The organism is Microcystis ichthyoblabe FBCC-A1114, assembly GCF_050500245.1.
GTDB lineage: Bacteria > Cyanobacteriota > Cyanobacteriia > Cyanobacteriales > Microcystaceae > Microcystis > Microcystis ichthyoblabe_A.
The window spans coordinates 4,102,319-4,122,527 of record NZ_CP191408.1 but is presented as its reverse complement, the minus strand read 5'-3'; the positions used below and the strand labels follow the sequence as shown (position 1 = coordinate 4,122,527).

The window sequence follows — 20,209 nt, the reverse complement described above, 5'->3', positions numbered from 1 at the left end:
ATGAAACTACAAACTTTGACAAAAACTCTGACTATTGCTCTGATTGGTGTAGGAGCTGCCTTGACCTTACAATCACCGAGCCAAGCTCAAACCATATTCGAGTGTCTTGTACCAATGACGGGCCCCTATATAGGAGTTCCCACAACCTATGCCAAAGTCGGCCCTAATGAATACAAGGCTGTCATTCGTTGGGTTTCTAATTATTTTAGTGGTTCCGGTTATACTCCCATAAAACGGTGTGAAGACGTAACTAGACGATTCAATACCCTTTACGCTCTACGGGGCAACATTGATATTATTACCACTGGCTATCTGAATGGTGAACCGGTCATCTATTCTCCTAGTCATGGACGAGAACGGGCAAATCGCGATAACCTATTATTTACCCTCAAGAGAGGGGAAAACGCAACCCAGAAAATCCAACAGCTATTCGACCTCCGGGAGGGTTCCGGAACCGATCCTTTGTTTGAAAGCTCATCGGATTCTGTCATTGTCTATTTCAATAAATTCCTAGAAAATGCTCCCGTGGAAACAAATCCTGCCACCGGTTCGTCCCCCTCTCCACTGCCGGAGACTTCTCCCGAACAACCCCCCCAAAAACCATCAGGCGGTTCTGTTTGGTAAACTTTTCTAGTTCTATAGATAGGAGCATAGCAATCAAGTGAGTCGGCCTATAAAAAGAATTTTGGCTGGTGCGGGCAGTTTATTATTGGGACTGTCCACACCTTTGCTTGCTGTCCAAAGCTATGCTCCTGCTCTGGAACCTAACCAGGCCAATGCCTATAGCTCTCAGCAACTTTCGGAACAACAGCTGCGTCAGTTAGCCAGAGCAATTACCGTTAAGGTGTTATCAGGGCAAGGCTGGGGTTCGGGCATTTTAGTTGAAAAGCAGGGTTCTTCCTACAAAGTCCTCACGAATGACCATGTTTTAGGGCGGTATCGCTATCGGGTTTGGCAAATACAAACCCCTGACGGCAAGATACATCGGGGGGAGTTGGTCAGAACAGTTCGCTTGAATGATTATGATTTAGGCTTAGTTTCTTTTCGCAGTAGCCAAGTTTATTCTATTGCTGATTTGGCTAATGTCGATGATCTCGCTATCGGAGATGAAGTTTTCGCCGCTGGCTTTCCCTTCGATGGCGATCGCCCGACAGAACAAGGATTTACCTTCACCCTGGGTAAAGTGTCGCTTTTGAGTGATAAATCCTTTTCGGGAGGCTACCAAATCGGCTACACCAATAAGATTAAAAATGGCATGAGTGGCGGACCGCTGCTGAATCGGCAAGGTAAAGTTATTGGTATTAACGGGATTCATGCTTATCCTCTCTGGGGTAAATCCTACGTTTTTGCTGATGGAACGGTGACTTCACCAGCACTGTGGGAACAAATGAGTCGATTAAGTTGGGCGATTCCTATCAGGACTTTTTTAAAATCGGGGTCATCTTCTCCATCTGCTTCCAGTCGGCAACGGCCCGCAGTGTCACCCCCATCGCTTCCCACCCATAGAGAACCCACTTTCTCGGAAGATTTCCCTTCTCCATCCTCGTCAACCCCAAGAGAAAAGAATCCCGCTCCCACACCCCTCTGGTAAATTCCACTCAACTGTATTTTTAAACCAGATGAGCAACAATTTCTTGAAAATTTCCGCCGCCCTAGTTAGTATAGCGGTGTTTGTGGTTTCTCCTCAGATTGCTAAGGCATCAACAACTGAGCAGATAGAAAAAATTGCTGAAAAGATTACCGTTTTAATCCCCTCAGAAGAAGAGGGGGCAAATGGGAAAATTACTGCTAATGGCTCTGGATCAATTATTGCCAAAGAAGGAAAAGTTTATACTGTTCTTACTGCCAGTCATGTGATCTGTAAAGATGCTAGAGATGCCTGCAAGTTCTATTACGATCAACTTAAAATTATTACCTGGGATGGCAAGCAATATCCGCTCGATTACAATAGCATCAAAAAATTACCCGGAGTAGATCTAGCTCTCGTGCAGTTTCAGAGCGACCAAAATTATCAGTTAGCGACCTTGGCTAACTATCAAGTAGCTGACGAACAATTTATTTTTGCTTCTGGATGGCCCGACCCGAAATTTATCGGCAAGCGGAAACGATTGTTCAATGTGGGGAAAGTGCTGCCCAAATACATTACACCCTTGCTGAAAATATTTCCCCCAGAGTTGGGGTATGAGATAGTTTATACCAGTGTCACCTATGGGGGCATGAGTGGCGGTCCAGTGTTAGATATAAATGGACGAGTCATCGCGGTTCACGGACAAAATGAAGCCGAAAAAATCGAAAAGGTTCCCGTGCCAATTGGCTTTAGTCTCGCTATTCCCATCACTACTTTTTTGAAATTAGCACCCCAGTCTGGCATTCAAGGGCAGATAAATGTCGAAAATTCGCCCCCCAATGCCTTATCTTTGCAAGAAATTGGTGATGAATTATACAAGGCTTTTGAAGTTCCCAATAATAACGATACTAATCCCCTCAACTGGCTTAATCAAGGCAATAAAATGTGGCGGTTAGGACAATTAGCCCTCGCCTATGCCGCCTATGAAAAAGCCTTGCAACTCGATGCTCAACTCTATCAAGCTTGGTACGGTAAAGGTCTGGTCTTGACCTACTGGAAACGCTCCCAAGAGGCGCTGGCCGCCTACGAACAAGCTCTCAAAATTAATCCTGACTCCGATACCGCCAAAAAACTGCGCGACAAGCTCCAAGAATCTTTAGGGGGAGGAAATACCCCTTCTCTAACCCCCTCACAGCCAACCACCGCGCCCACCGTGGAGCCTTCACCACAGCCCTCTAATCCGAGAAGACTATGGTGAAGTGAGTAGGGAAAATGCGGTTAGCTAATAGTGGGTTGCACCAATTTAGCTAAGAATGCTTGAATTGCTCGCAGTTCTGCGGGAGGATTGCGGAGAAACTCTTCGTTACTGGCTAAAATCATCGCATTATAGGCCCGCACCGCCGCCAGCAATTTAGCTGGAACTACCTTCTTATCTTTGGTCAGTTTCTCTAAGCTGGCCAATAAGTCTTCAATAACATTTAAAGGCGCTGTGCCGGGGGCTGAGTAAAGAGCGGCAATGACAGCATTGATATTATTACCCGCCTGTGCATCCCCTGTTAAGATGCTCAGTAGCGATTGCTGAACGGCTGCGGGAATCGGGGTACCCGTGGGGGAGGTTAAATTATTATCAGCTAACAGAGTATTCAGAGAAGCAGCCGCCTGATTAACAGCGATTTGAGCCGGTTCTCCCCCCTGAAATCCCGTTACCGTCCTGGTGCTGGGGAAAGTTTGACCGGCAAAATCACCGGTGGAAAGAATTGGCCCAGTGGCATCGGATTGGTTGCCGGTTTGCGCCATAAGGGGAGAGACTAGGGAATTGGTCAGCAAAACCGCCGCCACTAAGGAAACTTGCCAATTAGTCAACCATTTCATCAACATGGTCTTTATCCTCATTCAAAAAGCTAAATTAATAGTGTAAAAACCGACTAACGGGGGAAAAAGTAATTGTAGCCGATACTCATGACGAAGCGAGCGCCGTCCCCGGCATTGCCCGTTAAATCAGCACCGGCAAGGTTAACCGTCAAGGGGATGTTCTGGAAAGGAATCAGGGAAATACCTGCGTTTAAATCTTGACCCGACCATTCGACAATGGCCGAGACCGGTTCAACAATTCGTAAACCCGCACTAGCAAAGACACCCAGGGAATTTACCCCATCTTCGATGGCTCCTTCCGAGCGAAAACGACCACCACCAACACCCAAAGAGAGCGTCAATTGACTAAAGGGTTCTTTCGTTGTTTCTGTGAACTGAAAAAATTTGCTCACCACCCCGTAGATACTGCTACCGGCATCTGTCCCACCCCAGCGAATGGCGTTTTCAAATCCTAGGGCGACAGCAAAACCTTCTGGCAGAGAACGGTGAATTTTAAAGCTAAAACTACCCCGTCCAGCGTTATCACCAAAAAGGCTCAAAATCGCCATAGTTACATCCAAACCGACAATTTTCTGGGGTTCTCCTAAACCGACCCCTAGGGCTAACCCACCATCTGCTTCATTAGTAAAACGGGTTCTCGACTGGAAACCGAAACCACCGAAAATCTGCCCAAAATTGGCTCCAAAACCGATGGGAGTAGAAATACTGGCACTAGGGGCAACCACAAATTCCGCCAGTTTCGCAGAAAGGGTTTGCGGTTCCTCAATCAGAAAATCTTGACGTAAACGCTGCAATTCGGGGGAAACATTGGTATCAACGGGGGTAGATGCTTGCGCTTGCCATTTTTCGACTTCTGGCGAGTTATTACCCCCTGCTGGTAAAAGCTGACTCGCTTGCGTTGTCCCTAGATTCGCCTTCCATTCTTCTAGGGTTGAAATTGTCCCGGTCTTTTCTGTTGCTAGAGTATCGAGGGAAGATTTCTCTAGTTTATTTTCTAAGGATGAGGGCAGATTACTATCGGCTAATCCCTCTGTTGTCGAGAAGGAATTGGTTGTAATAATTCTTTCTGTAATCTCTAATTCCACGGGGGAATTAATGTTAATTTTTTCTTGGGATACCCGAATAGAAGCAGCGTCAATGTCTAAGGGGGAAGGAAGGGCCTTCACCCCATCACAAAGTATGGCTGTCCCCACACAGGATGTGATGAAAATTCCTCCAGAAAATATCTGTCTCATCTGGCTGTTTCTTTTGGCTTTTTTTAATAACACTTCCAGCTTTCCTCACAGACGAAATTAATTTGCAAGAATTGTAACTGATTTATTCTTAGATAGCAAATTATCAAAGTTGCGGTCTCTGTATGATAATCATTGCTTATCATTGGTGTGAGTCTTGCTAGGCAAGGCTTTGAAGACTATCTTTCTGGAAAGAAAATTCTCCCTACAGAAACGAGAAGAACCATCTTTCCTTTACTGGTGTCTGCAATTGTCAATTCACCTCCTTCTATCGTCCTTACTGCAACTATGGTTGAAAAATTTCCTTGATTCTTTTTGGCCCCAGTCTGCCTAAATGAAGTGTAAAAAATTTAGGGACTTGCGTGAGAATAATATCCCAATCGAGCGGAGGGCGCAAGCTTTGCGCCCCTACAGTAACGGATTTTCTCCACAATGTAGGGGCGAACTGCGTTCGCCCAAAAGGTACATTATCAAAGCGCAAGTCCCTTACCACCTCTATTTCTGGCTTCGCCGGTTGTGCTGGGTCTCCGTCCATGAATCCAATAGGCGGATTATATTGCTAGAACTAAAAAAAGCGGGTTGAACCCCGCTTTTAATCAACAACTAAGCTAACTTAAAGGCATCTCGCCAACACCAGCGCAACAGGGTAAAAGCTATCAAACCTTTAACCACTTCTAGAAACCAATAACCAATCTGCAAAGACATCATTTCTCCCGACATTCCCGACGCAGTAACGGGGGCCAGTAAACCCATAGCGCTCAGATTGGGAGTGAGAAAATAGGTGTAAATTAGGGTGATTACTAAGAGAACACCGGCGAATAGAAGCGATCGATGTTCGGGGAGATGGATTAAGGTATGATAGCGGTGGAAGACAACAAAGCTACACAGCACAATCGCCGCACAAACTAATTCCAGATGGTTAAAAATGCCAAATAGCAAGTAACCGGCACTGGCAAAGCCATTTTGTGTCATCATGCCAGCTACGGATAAGCTGGGGATAATGATTAAATCTATGACGAAACTGGCACTTAACCAGAAACCAAGAACAACCATGGCTAGGGTTGTCCAATTAAACCAAGACCGATAACGCTCAACAAAAGTTTTCATTAGGCTTGCTCCTCCTTGCCTTTCTAACTTAATTGTAAAGAGCGTTCGCCAAAATTTTGGCAAGTTTTTTGCTAATTCTTAGCAATTCTTATCAATTCTTATCAATTCTTAGGAGAGCAACCAAACAATACCGCTCTTACTTCTAGATTTGGCTACCCGCTCGGGGCGTAATTGTAAAGATTTATCAACAAGTGTTTATAAAAACCTTTAAATATTGACCAAGGTGAGGATTCTAGACTTACCCTGAGATAATAACTGACTATCTACGGGTTTACTGTTATGGATAAGGATTTTCGTAACTATCGCATGGTTTGCACTCTCACCTTTGGAGATATTTACGGACAAATAATCGTTTGGTTAATCGTTATTTTTCTTACTCTCGCTTCCACTCTAGCTCTTTGGAGTAGCACTAGACAAATTTTCGCCCTCGCTACCGTGGGGTTAGTCGTCGTCCTCTCTTTGCCTTTTTTACTCTTTGCTTTCGTTACTACCCTCCTTAATCATATTGAATTCGTTCCCATCGAAGCGGAAACCAACATTCGTCGTGGTCCTGTCCCCGGAGTTAGCGGCAGCCGTGTACCTGCAGCCAGCTAAATCCGACCAAATCCCCAATAAATAATCTAGAGACGTTATCAGCAACGTCTCTAGCAGTTTTTGTCATTGGTTGCGTCGGGGTTTCTCGTTCTAGATTTTTGTAAATTTTTGTAAATTTAACTTGTTTTTAAAACCTTTTTCTGTTAAGGATTATCCAAAGAAAAATAGATGAAGCAGAGAAATTGTCAAGAGAATAATCTTGTTTGCTGCCTGATCCCGGTCAATGATAAATTTTTAAATACCTAGTCTTTTACATTTTCCCAACTCTCGGAGTGATCCCCGATGTTAAAAAATCTCTTTGGTGGCAAAAAATCTGACTTTTACCTAGAACTAAAAGAAACTGATGGTGAACAAAAAGCGACAGCAACCACGGCAGCAGCCGCCCCTGTTGTGGAAGCGCCCGCCGCTGCTGTGGAGTCTGCTCCTGCCCCTGTAGCCGAGAAAAAAGCCCAAAAAACTTCTATCAAGAAAGAAAAGCAAGTAAAAGAAACTCCCGCCGCTCCTGTGAGCGCACCGGCACCCGTAGCCGCTACTAACGGTAAAGTAGAGCCGCAAGAGGTGGAATTTGCGACAAAATACTTGATTACTCCTAGTCTGTCTCGCCGTCGCCCCGGTCCAAGTTTGAATGGTTTCAAAGACATGGCACGCAAGGCGAAACTACCTGCTAACCGCGGCTAAATCCCCCAGATTGCTTTCTCAACAAAAAAAAAGGAGAGCTTTCTTTGACTCTCCTTTTTCATCAGGGTGCATCTACTGACTCAAGTTTAGCAGAGAGTTTTTTTAAGGTTGGTTATTTAGGTTACTCCCCAGAGTATTTTGGGGATAATTATTGCCTGTCTTTTTGGGTAACTTTTAAAACCTAGGGCTAGACCGAACTGATCAAAGCGGTGATCACCACTATCCCGATCTGTTTCCGGTTTTTCAATTCTCCGACTTTTTCGGCGAGATCGGTGGTTTTCCCCGCCGCGTTCGCCATACTTTAACTCGAGCTGCTTGCAGCTTAAACCCTCTATCTTTCCGTCTAGGGTTTAGATATCGCCTTTAATTTCCGACTGCCCTAACTCTAAATTCTTCTGTCCGTTTTCCAAGGTAATTAGTCGGTTTTTGATCGCCTTCTGTCCGTTGGCAATATTATTATGCTCGTTTAATCCCCTCTCCTAAGAATGATCAGGAGGGGCAAAATAAAAATCTGCTCCTAGTTTCTGACTCAACTCTTGATGTCCACAAAATTCTTTGACCTTGTCACAAGTAAAGGTTTTTCTTTTGTCAGGAGTAATCGGTCATTTATTTTGATTGGGGCTGCTAATTAGGCAGCCGATAAGAACTCTTGATCGCTGATAATCAGGATTATTTCCTAACTTTTAACTGCCGACATCTGCCGCATTTCTAAATATACTAATAAAGCGTTAATATCAGCAGGATTGACTCCGCCAATTCGCGAGGCTTGGCCGATGGTGGCGGGTTTAATTTTTGTTAATTTTTCCCGGGATTCCATTGACAAAGTTTCGATTTTCATGTAGTCAATATCGGGGGATAAATGACGGTTACTGTGGCGACTAATTTGGTCAATTTGATTTTGTTGTCGCTTTAAATAACCGGAATATTTAATCTCAATTTCTACCCCTTCTCTTTCGGCTAAATTTATATCAGGATTACCTAAACCATAGCGATCAAGATCCGGATAATGGAAGCTAGGACGACGCAGTAAATCCGCTAAAGAGAGAGAACCTTTAATTTTTTGTTCCGTATCCTTAACGATGGCGATTGCCACCTGATCCCGTTCTTTAATTCTCGTTTCGTGTAGGCGTTCTTTTTCAGCGATAATATTAGCCTGTTTCGTTTGGAATAATTGCCAACGCCGGTCATCAATTAAACCAATTTCTCGCCCTAAAGGTGTTAATCTTTGATCGGCATTATCCGATCGCAATACTAAGCGATATTCGGAACGACTGGTTAACATTCGATAGGGTTCCCGCAGATCCTTAGTACACAAATCATCGACCAAAGTTCCTAGATAACTTTCCTCCCGGGGAAAAACAATTAACTCTTTTCCTAAAGTAAACCGGGCCGCATTAATCCCCGCCACCAGTCCCTGGGCTGCCGCTTCTTCATAACCGGTTGTCCCGTTAATTTGTCCCGCACAAAATAACCCCTCAATCTTCTTCGTCATCAGGGTTGGATAACACTGAGTTGCCGGTAAATAATCGTATTCCACTGCATAGGCAGCCCGCAACATTACACAGTTTTCTAAACCGGGTAAAGTCCGCAGCATTGCTAATTGAACATTTTCCGGCAGTCCGGTTGAAAAGCCTTGGATATAAAGTTCAGGAATATCGCGCCCTTCCGGTTCAATAAAAATTTGATGACTTTCTTTATCGGCAAAACGGACGATTTTATCCTCAATACTAGGACAATAACGCGGTCCTTTGGAGTCAATAAAACCGCCATAAATGGGGGATAAATGTAAATTATCTCTGATTAATTGATGAGTTGCCGCCGTGGTGCGGGTGAGATGACAGTTCATTTGTTCCCGTTCGATCCACACCTCTGGATCAAAACTAAACCAACGTACCTCGTCATCGGGCGGTTGCGGTTCCATGCGGGAGTAATCCACCGAACGCTTATCCACACGGGCAGGAGTGCCAGTTTTTAGGCGACCGGTCTCGAATCCGAGACGATTTAGGGTTTCTGTTAAACCCACCGCCGCAAATTCGCCCGCCCGTCCGGCGGCCATAGACTTGCCGCCAATCCAGATTTTACCGCCTAAAAAAGTGCCAGTGGTTAAAATGACGGCTTTAGCGGCGAAACAAGTGCCGAAATAGGTTTCTACCCCTAAAACTTGCTCATTTGCCCCTAAAATCAGGTCTGTGGCCATGGCTTCCCGAATAACCAGATTGGCTTGGGTTTCGACGATACCTTTCATCACCGCCGCGTATTCCCGTTTATCGGTTTGGGCGCGTAGGGCCCAGACTGCCGGTCCGCGAGAGGCATTAAGAACCCGTTTTTGCAGATAGGTGCGGTCGGCCATTTTGCCAATTTCGCCGCCTAAAGCGTCCACTTCGTGGGTTAATTGGGATTTAGCCGGACCACCGACGGCGGGGTTACAGGGTTGCCAAGCGATTTTATCGAGATTAAGGGTGAGGAGAAGGGTACGACAACCGAGACGGGCGCAAGCTAGGGCCGCTTCACAGCCGGAATGGCCCGCCCCGACGACGATGACATCAAATTCATCTTGAAAGTCTGCGGCTGAGGAGAAAGTCATACTCGATCGAGGGGAAAATTAATTAATCAGGCTAATATTCTAGCAATTTTTCTGAGTTTTCCCCCCAAACAATACAAGAATACTAATTAAGTCATTGACTAAGCTGCCCGCGCATTTAAGAGGCAAGAGGCAACAGTAAAGGGATTGGGGGAGATTCGGCTAATCTAAGAATAAGCGGTTAAAATACGTCTCAGCTTAGGAGGTCTTTGGGTGTAATTAACTCGTAACGCTCGAAGGGTTGATGAATCCAAGGATTATCGGGGTAATATTCCACATAATAGTCAGGTTTGATTCTTGATGCCGCTTTGTACCAGATCACCGCAGTTTTGATATTGGTAATCCCGTATTTTTCCTGCAATAAAATCGAGGTTTTTTGGAGGGTGATTCCCGAATCGACTAAATCATCCACTAATAACAGGGGACTCTTTAATTGGGCCTCGAGCATGGCTAAATTTGAGGAAATAGTTAATTCTCCCCGAATTTGATGATTTTGCCCCCCGTAGGAAGCAGCGTAGAGAATGGCTAGGGGTTGACGAAAAAGACGACAGAGAATGTCACCGACGCGCAATCCTCCCTTAGCTAAACAGACAATCTGAGCAAATTGCCAACCAGAATGATCGATTTTTACTGCTAATTTTTCGATCAGACGATGGTATTCATCCCAAGAAACATAGACATCGGCCATATTTTCCATTCCCGATTCAGAATTACTTATTTTCGGCAGGTCGATCACTACTCCAGGCCCACCAAACTCGATCGCATTGACAATGATAGAATTCCTGCCATTTACGACGGGAATCTTCTCCTAAAACGGGAGCGCGGCGATTGATCCAAACGGACTGAGCTTCTTTAGCTTTTGCCCCACAGTAAGGACAACAAAAATTGTAGGCGTGAACAGCATTCTCTGTCCAGTCAGGGGGAAAGGGACTAAAAGCATCCATAATCTCTAAAATATAAGAGTAATAACCAGAAAAACTGGGTCAATAGATAATCTCCTTGTTTAATTTATCACTAAAAAAATATGGCTAAAGGGGATCAAATATACGCCTATCGGGAATTGCTCAATCTTCAGGGTGTTTATGCTCATCATGGCATCGATTGCGGTGATGGTAGCGTCATTCATTACCGAAAACCGAGCGAGATTGTGGAACGAACTTCCCTAGAAACCTTTGCTAGGGGCGGTAAAATCTATGTGGTGCGCCATGTAGAGGTGGGATTTTCCTTTATCCCCGATGTGGTGGTAGAAAGGGCGCTAAGTCGTCTGGGGGAGCAGAAATATAATCTTCTTTTTAACAACTGCGAACATTTTGCCACTTGGTGTAAGACCGGTATTAGCAAAAGTCAACAGATAGAAGAATTTATCCCGATTATTACCCATTTACAAGCGGTGGGACTCTACGAACCTCTGAAAAAATCCCTGATCGGAGCCGACCCCAACAATGCCCAAACCCTGTTAAAAGGGGCTTTAAGCAATCTTAAGGTCAGTTGGGATGAAATTCAACCCCAGTACAAAAAAGCCATTCAAGAAGCAGAAACATGGAATCGAGTAGCGATCGAAGCTTTAAGCAGAAATCGCGATGATTTAGCCCGGGAAGCCCTGAAACGCAAGGTAGAAGCCAAAAAACAGGCAAAACGCCATCAGGAACAATTGGATCAAATAGCGGCCATGACCGAAAATGTTCTTAAAAGTCTGGTGATTGCTAACGGTTAGTCTGGATGTCAGTAAACTGTTCAGTATCTAACCCTCTGCCGATTGCCTCAGTTGATTCCTATTCAAATCAGGTAATTTTAGTTGCTCGCCATGGAAATCTGGATTATTTTACGTTTTTCAATCGCCGCTGCCATTATCGCTTTAGTTTGCTGGTCTTTAACCAGTGCCGTGCGCGATAGTTGGCAAGTTGCCCGACGGATGCACTCTATCCCTTGCTCCCACTGCCGCTACTTTACCAACGATTATCGCCTCAAATGTAGTGTACAACCCAGGAGCGCCAACACCGAACAAGCGATCGACTGTGGCGATTATTTTCCCGATGCCTAGTTTGCCATAATACCGAAAAGCTTTTCGAGATGGTGCGAAATTTGCTAGTCTAGGCTAAATAGGTCTGAAATAGTATAGAAACGTGGATACAATTATTGGTCGGGGCAAAACAGCCCGTAGAGCTTACGGTATCGATGAAATCGCACTTGTACCCGGAGTGCGAACCCTCGATCCTAGTTTAGCCGATACCCGTTGGTCTCTCGGCAATATCGAGCGGGAAATCCCGATTATCGCCAGCGCTATGGATGGGGTGGTGGATACTAAAATGGCCGTCCTTCTCTCCGAGTTGGGGGCGCTAGGGGTACTAAACCTCGAAGGTATTCAAACCCGTTACGAGGATCCTAACCCGATTCTTGATCGCATTACCGCAGTCGGCAAAGCAGAATTCGTCGGTTTAATGCAGGAACTCTACGCAGAACCGATTAAACCGCAACTAATCGAGCTTCGTATCCAAGAAATTCAAGAAAAAGGCGGTATTGCGGCAGTTAGCCTCACCCCTGCCGGTGCCGTCAAATACGGTGCTATTGTTGCCCAAGCAGCGGCCGATATTCTCTTTGTCCAAGCAACGGTTGTTTCCACTGCCCATTTATCCCCGGAAGCTATCACCCCCCTCGATTTAGTGCAATTGTGCCAAGAAATGCCCATTCCCGTGGTTTTGGGCAATTGCGTCACCTACGAAGTCGCCCTTAACCTGATGAAAACTGGGGCAGCCGGGGTTTTAGTCGGTATCGGTCCCGGGGCTGCCTGTACTTCTCGCGGCGTTTTAGGGGTGGGAGTTCCCCAGGCCACTGCTGTGGCCGATTGTGCCGCCGCTAGGGACGATTTTTTCCGAGAAACCGGTAAATACGTCCCCGTTATTGCCGATGGCGGCATTATTACCGGCGGTGATATCTGCAAATGTATCGCCTGTGGCGCCGATGCGGTGATGATTGGTTCTCCCATTGCCCGGTCCGTGGAGGCCCCCGGCCGCGGTTTTCACTGGGGTATGGCCACACCTAGTCCAGTTCTACCCCGGGGAACCAGGATTAGTGTGGGCAGTACGGGAACTATTGCCGAAATCCTCGTAGGACCAGCAAAATTAGATGATGGTACTCATAACCTCCTAGGGGCGCTGAAAACCAGTATGGGGACTTTAGGTGCTAAGAACTTAAAGGAAATGCAACAGGTGGAAGTGGTGATTGCCCCCTCGCTGCTGACGGAGGGTAAAGTCTATCAAAAGGCCCAGCATTTAGGTATGGGTAAATAAAAGTTATCAGTGAACAGTGATCGGTTATCATCAGTGTTAAGTTTTTGATTTGTGCTGGAGATGGGTTTTTTGCTTGGTATGACCATCCCCTTCAGGTTCGGTTCTACCGACTGCCACTATCTCAAAAAACTGTTAAATTGGAAGAACCAAAAGGATAGTTTATAAAAAAATTGAGTTAAGGAGATCAAAGGTGTATAGAGAAAACGATCGCCCTCACAATTTATTCGGTACCGATAGTGAATTTTCCGAGAGTTTGTGGCAATATGTCCAGACCTTAAGTCCCGAAACAATCGCCCAACTCTCGAAACCAGAATCCCAAGAGGTTTTCCAAGTGATGGAACGCAACATTATCGGACTTTTGGGCAACCTTCCCTCCGAACATTTCGGTGTCACTATCAGTACCAGTCGCGAACATCTGGGCCGGTTATTGGCCTCGGCAATGATGAGTGGTTACTTTCTCCGCAATGCTGAACAGAGAATGAATTTTGAAAAATCCCTCGCTACTCTCCAGAGCGGTTCCAGCGATTTTTAAAGTTGAGCGGTAGTTAGTTTGAAAGGGAAAAAGAAGCAATCAGATTTTAGTTACAAGATAACTTTAGATCTGACTAATAACTGATAACTGATTAAAGACAGTTTTGCTGCCAGAGTAGCTCTTTTTCGATTCCTTGTTTTTCTCCGGGGGGTACAGTCCTTTCCCGCATAATATAAAGTTGCAGGGATTTAATCTGTTGATCACTACCGTGCTGCTGATTCCAGTTTTGACAGAGATAATGACCAAACTCTCCATAAACTGACCGACCGATAGCTCGATTAAGATTAATAAAATATTGTCGCCACTGCATGGTTTTATACAAACGATTGCGATCGCTATCCGTGGGTTTATCCCAAATTACCGGCTGTCCTTCTCTAAATATATCTACCGTGGAACCATCGACTAATTGACTGACTGCCAGAAACCAAGCATCATCCCGGGGCGGACCAGGGGCAAAAATACTCCAATATTGGTCTAAACGGGTAACTCTTGCGAGAATATCAATTGTATTAAAAGTACGACGGGTGAGCAAGCGATCGAGGGATTGAACTAAAGGTGTATTTAAATCACCCCTATCGACCGATTGCCGGACAAAACTGCGTAAATTCCAGATACTGGTCAACAATAAGAAGAAAATTACCAAAATATTTAAGGGTAAAGAGGATTTAATCGTCAGGGGACGAAACTTGAGAGGTTTAGTGAAATTGCCCATAAAACGACGATGGGAGGCAATCCACTCATAAATTCTCGTTCCTAGGGTCATGAGGGGCGGTAAACGCAAAATTGGGGCTAAAAACCAGAAAATCGGCGAAAGACTGACAATATAAACCAATGCTGACCATTTAAACCAGCGTTTTCCCTGCCAATCTTCCACTACCCAAGAATTTTGGGCTACCATATCCTCGTATATTGAGGGGTTATCTTGCGCGACTAACAGGGGAGTGCCAGGTAAAATGAGAAAAGTGCGGAGAAGATGAACAACTTTTTTGCAAAATCCACAATCTCGATCGTAATTAATCCTTAAACCTTCTCTTTCTGGGGTTATCATCCGTTTTTGTCCCCAATCCCAGACAAGACTAGGTATGATCGGCAACCAATGGGTGACACTCAAAAACGGGAAAATTCCCAGATGAAAACTGAGAGCAAAACCGATATGTAAAAGAATAAACGAGAGAATAGCGACTATTTTAAAGAAACTATTGCGAAAGGGAATAAAAATTAGCAGTGGACCCACCCATTCAAAGATTAACGCTGAAAAGGTCAGGATTTTTAGTAATTGTTGCGGTAAAGATAGTAAGAAACCAGCAAAAGCAGTACCGTATTGATCGTAACTGAGAGAGTAATAAACGGCCGTACCATCGGGCCACCAAGTCTCACTTTTGGTTTTAAAGGCCGCTGACCACATATAGATGTAACACACCTGTATCATAAAAGCCACCGTGGCAGCCGAAACTACGCGCTTGGGTAAGGGGTTGGGATTGGTGTTTAAGGCACTTTCCACGGAATAACAGGCACCGAGGGGTAAAAACATCGCCCAGAATAATACTGCCCGGATTACGTCATCGGCGGCAAATAGTAACAGGGGGTTGCGATGATGCAAAGAGACGATTAGCGCCCAAGTGGCGATCGTGGCTAAACGGGTATGATAGCCAATTAAGAGCAATAATGCGATCGCTATAGCGACAATAAACAGGATACTCTGCACCAGCACCGAGTCACTGAGAGCAAAAATAGACCAGTAAAAAGGACTAGCAGAGACTTTTGATAAGCTTCCTAGAGGTAAAACCCCTAATTCACTGTAATGGGCAGTTACTTGGCTAAAACGAACTGATAAATCGACTAAAACCACTAACGCCAAGGCAATGCGAAATAAAGCCAGCGATCGCAGGTCAAACCCGAAAATCTCTGCCAGTCTTTGTCTAAATGATTTTGCCATTATCGCCATAGGATGATGATTCCCTCCACTTTTTCAATAAACCTACTTTATAGCAAGTAAAAAGGCCAAAGGCAAAAGAAAGCTGTATTCTCCGAGTCAGTATTCAGGAGATTATTTTTATTTATTCTTCTCTCCCATCTCCCATCTCCCTCATAGGTATAGGTTTTTTACATTAGAACTCTTGCGAATTAATTATATGTCATAATTATAGGTTAACTAATTTTTTTTTGGAAAATTAGTTAGTACATTTCTTCTGAATGAAAACCTGAAGTTTTGCTTTTAACTCAAAACTCTTTAGATATGCTTTAATTTGGTTGTCAAAACCTCTTTATTTAAGCATCACAAACTTTATCAATTATAAAAATTGAGAATAAATTCTCCTTGACTTGATTAATGTTTGGCAACTTTTAAGAAGCTGCTACACCTAACTCACACTTACAAACAGCCGCCAACAGGTTAGGGACTTGCGCTTTGATAATGTACCTTTTGGGCGAACGCAGTTCGCCCCTACATTGTGAACAAAATCCGTCACTGAGTTAAAAAGGAAAATTGAGGTAGAATAAATGAGTGTTATCCTGTTAGAATCGAAACTACAGCATCGATCAAGGAGTGAAACAAATATGCCGGCGGGCTATGAAGAAAATCCCAGAATGCCCCTAGATAAAGTTATTTTTGTTATTGCTTGCATCTATCTAGGTTGGGTGGTGGCATGGCTAATCAGTCAAAAAAATGCCCCTATCTCTCAAAATGGCACGATTTCCCAGGAAGATAAAAAATTTATTGCCTATCTGCAATCATCCCTTGCTATTATTGATCGCCAAAGTCAAACTTCATCCCCCGATCCCAATCCTGCTGCCAAAAATAACCCTTCTCCAGTAGTGCCAGTTCTACCAGCACCACCCGCTAATTTACCGGTTAATAATACTCCCCAGATCATAGAAAGAATTTACGTTCCTGTTTATCCCCAAACCCCTGAAACTACTGCCAAACTTGTCCCAGTTACACCCTCAAGTCCCGACATTGCTGCACCACCATTACCGGCTGCTCCCCAGGTAAATCGACCGGTGGCAGCGGTTATTCCTACCAATAATCAGGTGAAAAATACCCTGGTGGGGGTGATGGATTTAGGCGATCAATCTACAGCTTTATTTGATAATAAGGGCATAACTACCCGTATTTCTCCGGGGGAATTTGTCAACGGTTGGACTTTAGTGGAAGTTGGCAATCAACAGGTTATTTTGTCTCGCAATGGCCAAACAAAAGTCCTAGAAGTGGGACAATCTTTTTAGGTTAAACGACGGATAAATTCCAAGGGTAAACCGTCTGTATCGGCAATAAAGGTGACTTCATAGACATGATCGCCGATCATCTGTTGTTGGGGGGGCAAAAGAATATTTAAAGGTTGATATAAATTGGCATCCTCTTGATGGGCTTGCTGAAAGTTATTTGTTAATTTTTCTAACCATTCTGGTAAATTGCTGACATTTTCTGTTAGGTCAAAAGACAAGTGATAATAACCGACATAATGCTGATCACCAAAGGCATCGGGTGCGGGTTTCGGTTGGGGAATTTGGATTAATTCGATGCGTCCGTTTAACCCGATGAGCCAACAGGCCAAAGTATAACCCGTGGTGAATCTTTCCTCTAGGGTAAAACCGAGAAGTTGATAAAAAGCGATCGCCCGATGGATATTAGCCGTCCGAATAGAAGCATGGTGCATTTTCAGTGATCAGTAATCAGTCAAAAAGACGAAAATAGGGATAACGTTTGGGAACCCCCGGTTCTTTTTCCAGATCAAAGTTAATTACATCCCAACAGGGTTCATCGGGGGCATCGGGACTAAATTCTACTGGTAAACCGTAGAGACGGGGAATAGTAGCTTCCCCCGGTTCATTACCGCGCCAAGTAGTGTTACGTTCTAGGTAGGAACTAACTAGATCGCGATAACGGTTGGCAATAATCACTTTAGTCGCTTTAAATCCTTGGGTATAGAGGCGATCGAGTGCTTCGTGAATCTCAAAACGAATACCATCCGGGTGAGTGTGTTGACGATACCACTCACCATTCCAGAGTCGCCAATGCCGTCCTGACTGCAAGTGAACCAACTCACCCGTTTTGGGATCGGCTTCAAAAGCCCCATGGCGCGGACACAAATAGGTATCCGTCAAAGTGAGGGCGGGGATTAGCTGCCGACAGTGAGGACAATGGATATCGGGGCCAAAAACAGGGTATTGTAAACTTGCATTGATCATGGAAGAACCTAAACTAAAAATTGTTATCTTTGTACCAATAATCCTATATATATTATACCCAACCAAATTGGACGGGTATTCTCTTTCGACTTTAGTGCAGATCCTCCCATGTCTTTAGATAACTTAAGATCAACTTCTAATTTCTGGCCGATTGTCGATGTCAGTCAAGCGGCTTTTATCGCCCCTAATGCCACGGTAATAGGCGATATTTCCCTAGCTGTGGGGGTGAGTGTTTGGTATGGGGCGGTATTGCGTGCCGACGTGGAACGCATCGAAATTGGGTCCTATACTAATATCCAAGATGGGGCGATCCTACACGGAGATCCAGGCAAAATTACTATCCTTGAAGATTACGTTACCATCGGGCATCGGGCGGTAATTCACGCAGCCCATATTGAACGCGGTTGTTTAATCGGCATTGGGGCAGTGATTCTCGATGGTGTGCGCGTCGGGGCGGGTAGTATTGTCGGGGCGGGTAGTATTGTGACAAAAGATATACCACCGCGATCTTTAGTGGTGGGTATTCCCGCTAAACGCGTCCGGGAAGTGTCGTCACAGGAGGCTCAAGAGTTGATTGAACACGCCGAGCGTTATGCTAAACTTGCCCTCGTTCATGGGGGAAAAGGTACTGATACCGGATTCCCAAAAGGGGCGGTTTAGGGTATAAATATAAAATGAGAATCAAGTAACAATCTTTTAAGCACTGACCGAGGAGAAGGAAATCTATGGACTGGAGAGTGTTAATCGTTTTAACCCCTTTGCTTATTGCTGGTGGCTGGGCTTTCTTCAATATCGGCGCTGCCGCTATTAGACAAGCTCAACAGTTTCTCAGCAAACAAAGTTAATAAAAGTTTATACTTCTTAGTAAAACCGATCCCCTAGGCGATCGGTTTTTAATTTTTTCTTATCCAGCGATCGCTGATTGGGGTGTAGGGTGTAGGGTGTAGGGTGTAGGGTGTAGGGTGTGGGGTGTAGGGTGTGGGGGGAATAAATAAAAATAATCTCCTGAATCCTGAATCCTGACTCCTGAATCCTGTCTCCTGAATCCTGGCTCCTGAATCCTAACCCCACCAATATACCTTTTCAGCAATCTCTACCTAACCATGAAATCTAACTATCAAAATCTCATTGAAGAACTTGCCCATCTGGAAATTATCACCGATCCGGGGCAAGTGGCGAAACTTTCCTTAGATTATTATCATTTTAGTCCCATTTTAGAGGCACAACTGCAAGATAAACGGGCTGATTTAGTCATTCGTCCCCACAATAGCCAAGAAGTTATTGACATCGCTAAAACCTGCGTTAAATACCAAATTCCTTTAACAGTTAGAGGTGCGGGTACAGGTAATTATGGTCAATGTGTTCCCTTGCAGGGAGGAGTAATTTTAGACACAACCAAACTAACAAAAATTATCTCGATCGAACCGGGTACAGCACGGGTAGAAGCGGGGGTAAAAATGGCCTTTTTTGATAAACAAGCTCGCGCAATCGGTTGGGAATTAAGAATGGCTCCCTCTACCTATCGGACGGCGACAATTGGCGGTTTTATCGGGGGTGGCAGTGTGGGCATGGGTTCGATTAATTATGGACAATTGAAGGATAGAGGCAATCTGCAAGCAGTGCAGTTAGTCACCCTAGAAACAGAACCAAAAATTATCGAATTACGGGGGGATGAAGTAGAAAAAGTCAATCATGCCTACGGAACAAATGGCATTATTACCGAGTTAGAAATAGCCCTCGCTCCCTGTTATCCTTGGGCAGAATTTATCGTTACTTTTGCCGATTTTCTCACCGCCGCTAAATTCGGTCAAGCTCTTAGTGATAGTGATGGCATTGTCAAGAAAATGGTTAGTGTTCACTCCTGGCCAATTCCCGCTTATTTTACTGCTCTTAAGGATTATTTACCCACGGGAAAAGCGGCAGTTTTGTTAATAGTATCGGACAGCGATCGAGTTGCCCTAGAGTCTTTAATTCAAGAATATAATGGTGAACTTACCTACTATAAAACGCCAGAAGAAACCCAAAAAGGCAACAGTATCTTAGAATTTACTTGGAATCATACCACTCTCCATGCGCGTAGTTGTAACCCCAAAATAACTTATCTACAGGCTTTTTATTTTAATCTAGCCACGGTAGAGAAACTCTATAATTATTTTGGGGAGGAAATAATGATGCACCTAGAATTTTTGAGATTTCAAGGTAAAGTTATTCCCGCCGGTCTTCCCTTGCTAGAATTTACCACAGAAACTCGATTAAATGAGATTATTGCTATCTATGAACAACAGGGGGCAGCTATTGCCAATCCTCACACTTATATCATGGAAGATGGTGGCAGCCGACAGATTAATCCGCTACAACTAGAATTTAAACAACTCGTCGATCCCTACGGATTAAACAATCCGGGTAAAATGCGAGCATGGGTTGAAGCAAGGGGGTAGGGATTCGATTCAAGCTAAATTAAACAAGATAAGTAGGTAGGCGTTAAAAACTATTAGATGCCCCCCTTATCAAGGGGGGATTAAGGGGGGATCGAACCTAAAACACTAACCGCTAAAAAGGGAGTGGGGAAAA

General features: G+C 44.6%; 22 protein-coding genes and 1 pseudogene. 13 read left to right on the top strand and 10 right to left on the bottom strand.

All coding sequences use genetic code 11. From position 1 onward, the window contains the following. Genes ACQY1Y_RS20010 through ACQY1Y_RS20000 form a run of 3 tightly spaced genes read left to right on the top strand, consistent with a single transcriptional unit; the run spans position 1 to position 2,825 of the window. Entirely contained in the window at positions 1 to 624 is a 624-nt protein-coding gene (locus ACQY1Y_RS20010) for a COP23 domain-containing protein (protein ID WP_430013418.1), read from the top strand. 37 nt (positions 625 to 661) lie between these two features. Further along, positions 662 to 1,591, top strand: coding sequence for a S1 family peptidase (locus tag ACQY1Y_RS20005; RefSeq protein WP_430013417.1), 930 nt, complete (start codon positions 662 to 664; stop codon positions 1,589 to 1,591). Between the two features lie 28 nt (positions 1,592 to 1,619). After that, positions 1,620 to 2,825, top strand: a complete 1,206-nt coding sequence (locus tag ACQY1Y_RS20000) for a tetratricopeptide repeat-containing S1 family peptidase (RefSeq protein WP_193979858.1) — start codon at positions 1,620 to 1,622, stop codon at positions 2,823 to 2,825. 20 nt (positions 2,826 to 2,845) lie between these two features. Here the strand turns inward: ACQY1Y_RS20000 and ACQY1Y_RS19995 are convergent, their stop codons facing one another. The 3 genes from ACQY1Y_RS19995 to ACQY1Y_RS19985 form a co-directional block, all read right to left on the bottom strand. Next, positions 2,846 to 3,445: a hypothetical protein gene (locus tag ACQY1Y_RS19995; RefSeq protein ID WP_430013416.1), complete on the bottom strand. Its 600-nt coding sequence runs from the start codon at positions 3,443 to 3,445 to the stop codon at positions 2,846 to 2,848. Between the two features lie 47 nt (positions 3,446 to 3,492). After that, positions 3,493 to 4,707, bottom strand: coding sequence for a hypothetical protein (locus ACQY1Y_RS19990; protein WP_430013415.1), 1,215 nt, complete (start codon positions 4,705 to 4,707; stop codon positions 3,493 to 3,495). Between the two features lie 567 nt (positions 4,708 to 5,274). Next, positions 5,275 to 5,778, bottom strand: a complete 504-nt coding sequence (locus ACQY1Y_RS19985) for a hypothetical protein (RefSeq protein ID WP_002735260.1) — start codon at positions 5,776 to 5,778, stop codon at positions 5,275 to 5,277. A 279-nt stretch (positions 5,779 to 6,057) separates the two neighbouring features. Between ACQY1Y_RS19985 and ACQY1Y_RS19980 the strand changes: the two genes are divergently transcribed. After that, positions 6,058 to 6,372 (top strand): hypothetical protein, encoded by a 315-nt coding sequence (locus tag ACQY1Y_RS19980; RefSeq protein ID WP_002735918.1) that lies wholly within the window; start codon positions 6,058 to 6,060, stop codon positions 6,370 to 6,372. 282 nt (positions 6,373 to 6,654) lie between these two features. After that, a complete protein-coding gene (locus tag ACQY1Y_RS19975; protein WP_287637600.1) occupies positions 6,655 to 7,050 on the top strand; it encodes a hypothetical protein in 396 nt (131 codons plus the stop codon). Between the two features lie 482 nt (positions 7,051 to 7,532). Here the strand turns inward: ACQY1Y_RS19975 and ACQY1Y_RS19970 are convergent. The 4 genes and pseudogenes from ACQY1Y_RS19970 to ACQY1Y_RS19955 all read right to left on the bottom strand — a co-directional run. Beyond that, positions 7,533 to 7,649: pseudogene (locus tag ACQY1Y_RS19970) on the bottom strand (IS30 family transposase); the annotation flags it as partial. 77 nt (positions 7,650 to 7,726) lie between these two features. Further along, positions 7,727 to 9,634 (bottom strand): tRNA uridine-5-carboxymethylaminomethyl(34) synthesis enzyme MnmG, encoded by a 1,908-nt coding sequence (gene mnmG, locus ACQY1Y_RS19965; protein ID WP_430013414.1) that lies wholly within the window; start codon positions 9,632 to 9,634, stop codon positions 7,727 to 7,729. 190 nt (positions 9,635 to 9,824) lie between these two features. After that, positions 9,825 to 10,319: a phosphoribosyltransferase gene (locus ACQY1Y_RS19960; protein WP_123230611.1), complete on the bottom strand. Its 495-nt coding sequence runs from the start codon at positions 10,317 to 10,319 to the stop codon at positions 9,825 to 9,827. Positions 10,320 to 10,341: 22 nt separating this feature from the next. Next, a complete protein-coding gene (locus ACQY1Y_RS19955) occupies positions 10,342 to 10,575 on the bottom strand; it encodes a hypothetical protein (protein WP_002735880.1) in 234 nt (77 codons plus the stop codon). A gap of 80 nt (positions 10,576 to 10,655) precedes the next feature. Here ACQY1Y_RS19955 and ACQY1Y_RS19950 point away from each other — a divergent pair, with 80 nt between their 5' ends. From ACQY1Y_RS19950 to ACQY1Y_RS19935, 4 genes are all read left to right on the top strand, one after another. After that, positions 10,656 to 11,345 carry a lecithin retinol acyltransferase family protein gene (locus tag ACQY1Y_RS19950; protein WP_002736879.1) on the top strand — a complete coding sequence of 230 codons (690 nt, stop codon included), beginning with the start codon at positions 10,656 to 10,658 and terminating at the stop codon, positions 11,343 to 11,345. Between the two features lie 90 nt (positions 11,346 to 11,435). Beyond that, a complete protein-coding gene (locus tag ACQY1Y_RS19945) occupies positions 11,436 to 11,672 on the top strand; it encodes a hypothetical protein (protein ID WP_016514875.1) in 237 nt (78 codons plus the stop codon). An 82-nt stretch (positions 11,673 to 11,754) separates the two neighbouring features. Beyond that, positions 11,755 to 12,918: a GuaB3 family IMP dehydrogenase-related protein gene (locus ACQY1Y_RS19940; RefSeq protein ID WP_002747415.1), complete on the top strand. Its 1,164-nt coding sequence runs from the start codon at positions 11,755 to 11,757 to the stop codon at positions 12,916 to 12,918. A 190-nt stretch (positions 12,919 to 13,108) separates the two neighbouring features. Continuing rightward, positions 13,109 to 13,450: a DUF760 domain-containing protein gene (locus ACQY1Y_RS19935; protein ID WP_002792971.1), complete on the top strand. Its 342-nt coding sequence runs from the start codon at positions 13,109 to 13,111 to the stop codon at positions 13,448 to 13,450. Positions 13,451 to 13,541: 91 nt separating this feature from the next. Here the strand turns inward: ACQY1Y_RS19935 and ACQY1Y_RS19930 are convergent, their stop codons facing one another. Then, complete coding sequence (locus ACQY1Y_RS19930; RefSeq protein WP_430013413.1) at positions 13,542 to 15,395, bottom strand: DCC1-like thiol-disulfide oxidoreductase family protein; 1,854 nt, start codon at positions 15,393 to 15,395, stop codon at positions 13,542 to 13,544. A gap of 611 nt (positions 15,396 to 16,006) precedes the next feature. Here ACQY1Y_RS19930 and ACQY1Y_RS19925 point away from each other — a divergent pair. After that, complete coding sequence (locus ACQY1Y_RS19925) at positions 16,007 to 16,675, top strand: hypothetical protein (protein ID WP_430014701.1); 669 nt, start codon at positions 16,007 to 16,009, stop codon at positions 16,673 to 16,675. On the opposite strand, the gene ACQY1Y_RS19920 is transcribed toward ACQY1Y_RS19925, so the two are convergent. Both ACQY1Y_RS19920 and ACQY1Y_RS19915 read right to left on the bottom strand, forming a co-directional pair. Then, positions 16,672 to 17,106: a VOC family protein gene (locus ACQY1Y_RS19920; protein ID WP_002736212.1), complete on the bottom strand. Its 435-nt coding sequence runs from the start codon at positions 17,104 to 17,106 to the stop codon at positions 16,672 to 16,674. The two genes, ACQY1Y_RS19925 and ACQY1Y_RS19920, sit on opposite strands and share 4 nt — an antisense overlap. Positions 17,107 to 17,122: 16 nt before the next feature. Next, a complete protein-coding gene (locus tag ACQY1Y_RS19915) occupies positions 17,123 to 17,638 on the bottom strand; it encodes a TIGR02652 family protein (RefSeq protein ID WP_046661831.1) in 516 nt (171 codons plus the stop codon). Positions 17,639 to 17,746: 108 nt separating this feature from the next. Here ACQY1Y_RS19915 and ACQY1Y_RS19910 point away from each other — a divergent pair, with 108 nt between their 5' ends. The 3 genes from ACQY1Y_RS19910 (at position 17,747) to ACQY1Y_RS19900 (ending at position 20,076) form a co-directional block, all read left to right on the top strand. Further along, entirely contained in the window at positions 17,747 to 18,298 is a 552-nt protein-coding gene (locus ACQY1Y_RS19910) for a gamma carbonic anhydrase family protein (RefSeq protein ID WP_002753087.1), read from the top strand. A 65-nt stretch (positions 18,299 to 18,363) separates the two neighbouring features. Further along, positions 18,364 to 18,483 (top strand): photosystem II protein Y, encoded by a 120-nt coding sequence (locus tag ACQY1Y_RS19905; protein WP_002737284.1) that lies wholly within the window; start codon positions 18,364 to 18,366, stop codon positions 18,481 to 18,483. 258 nt (positions 18,484 to 18,741) lie between these two features. Beyond that, positions 18,742 to 20,076: an FAD-binding oxidoreductase gene (locus ACQY1Y_RS19900; RefSeq protein ID WP_430013412.1), complete on the top strand. Its 1,335-nt coding sequence runs from the start codon at positions 18,742 to 18,744 to the stop codon at positions 20,074 to 20,076. Positions 20,077 to 20,209 lie beyond the last annotated feature (133 nt).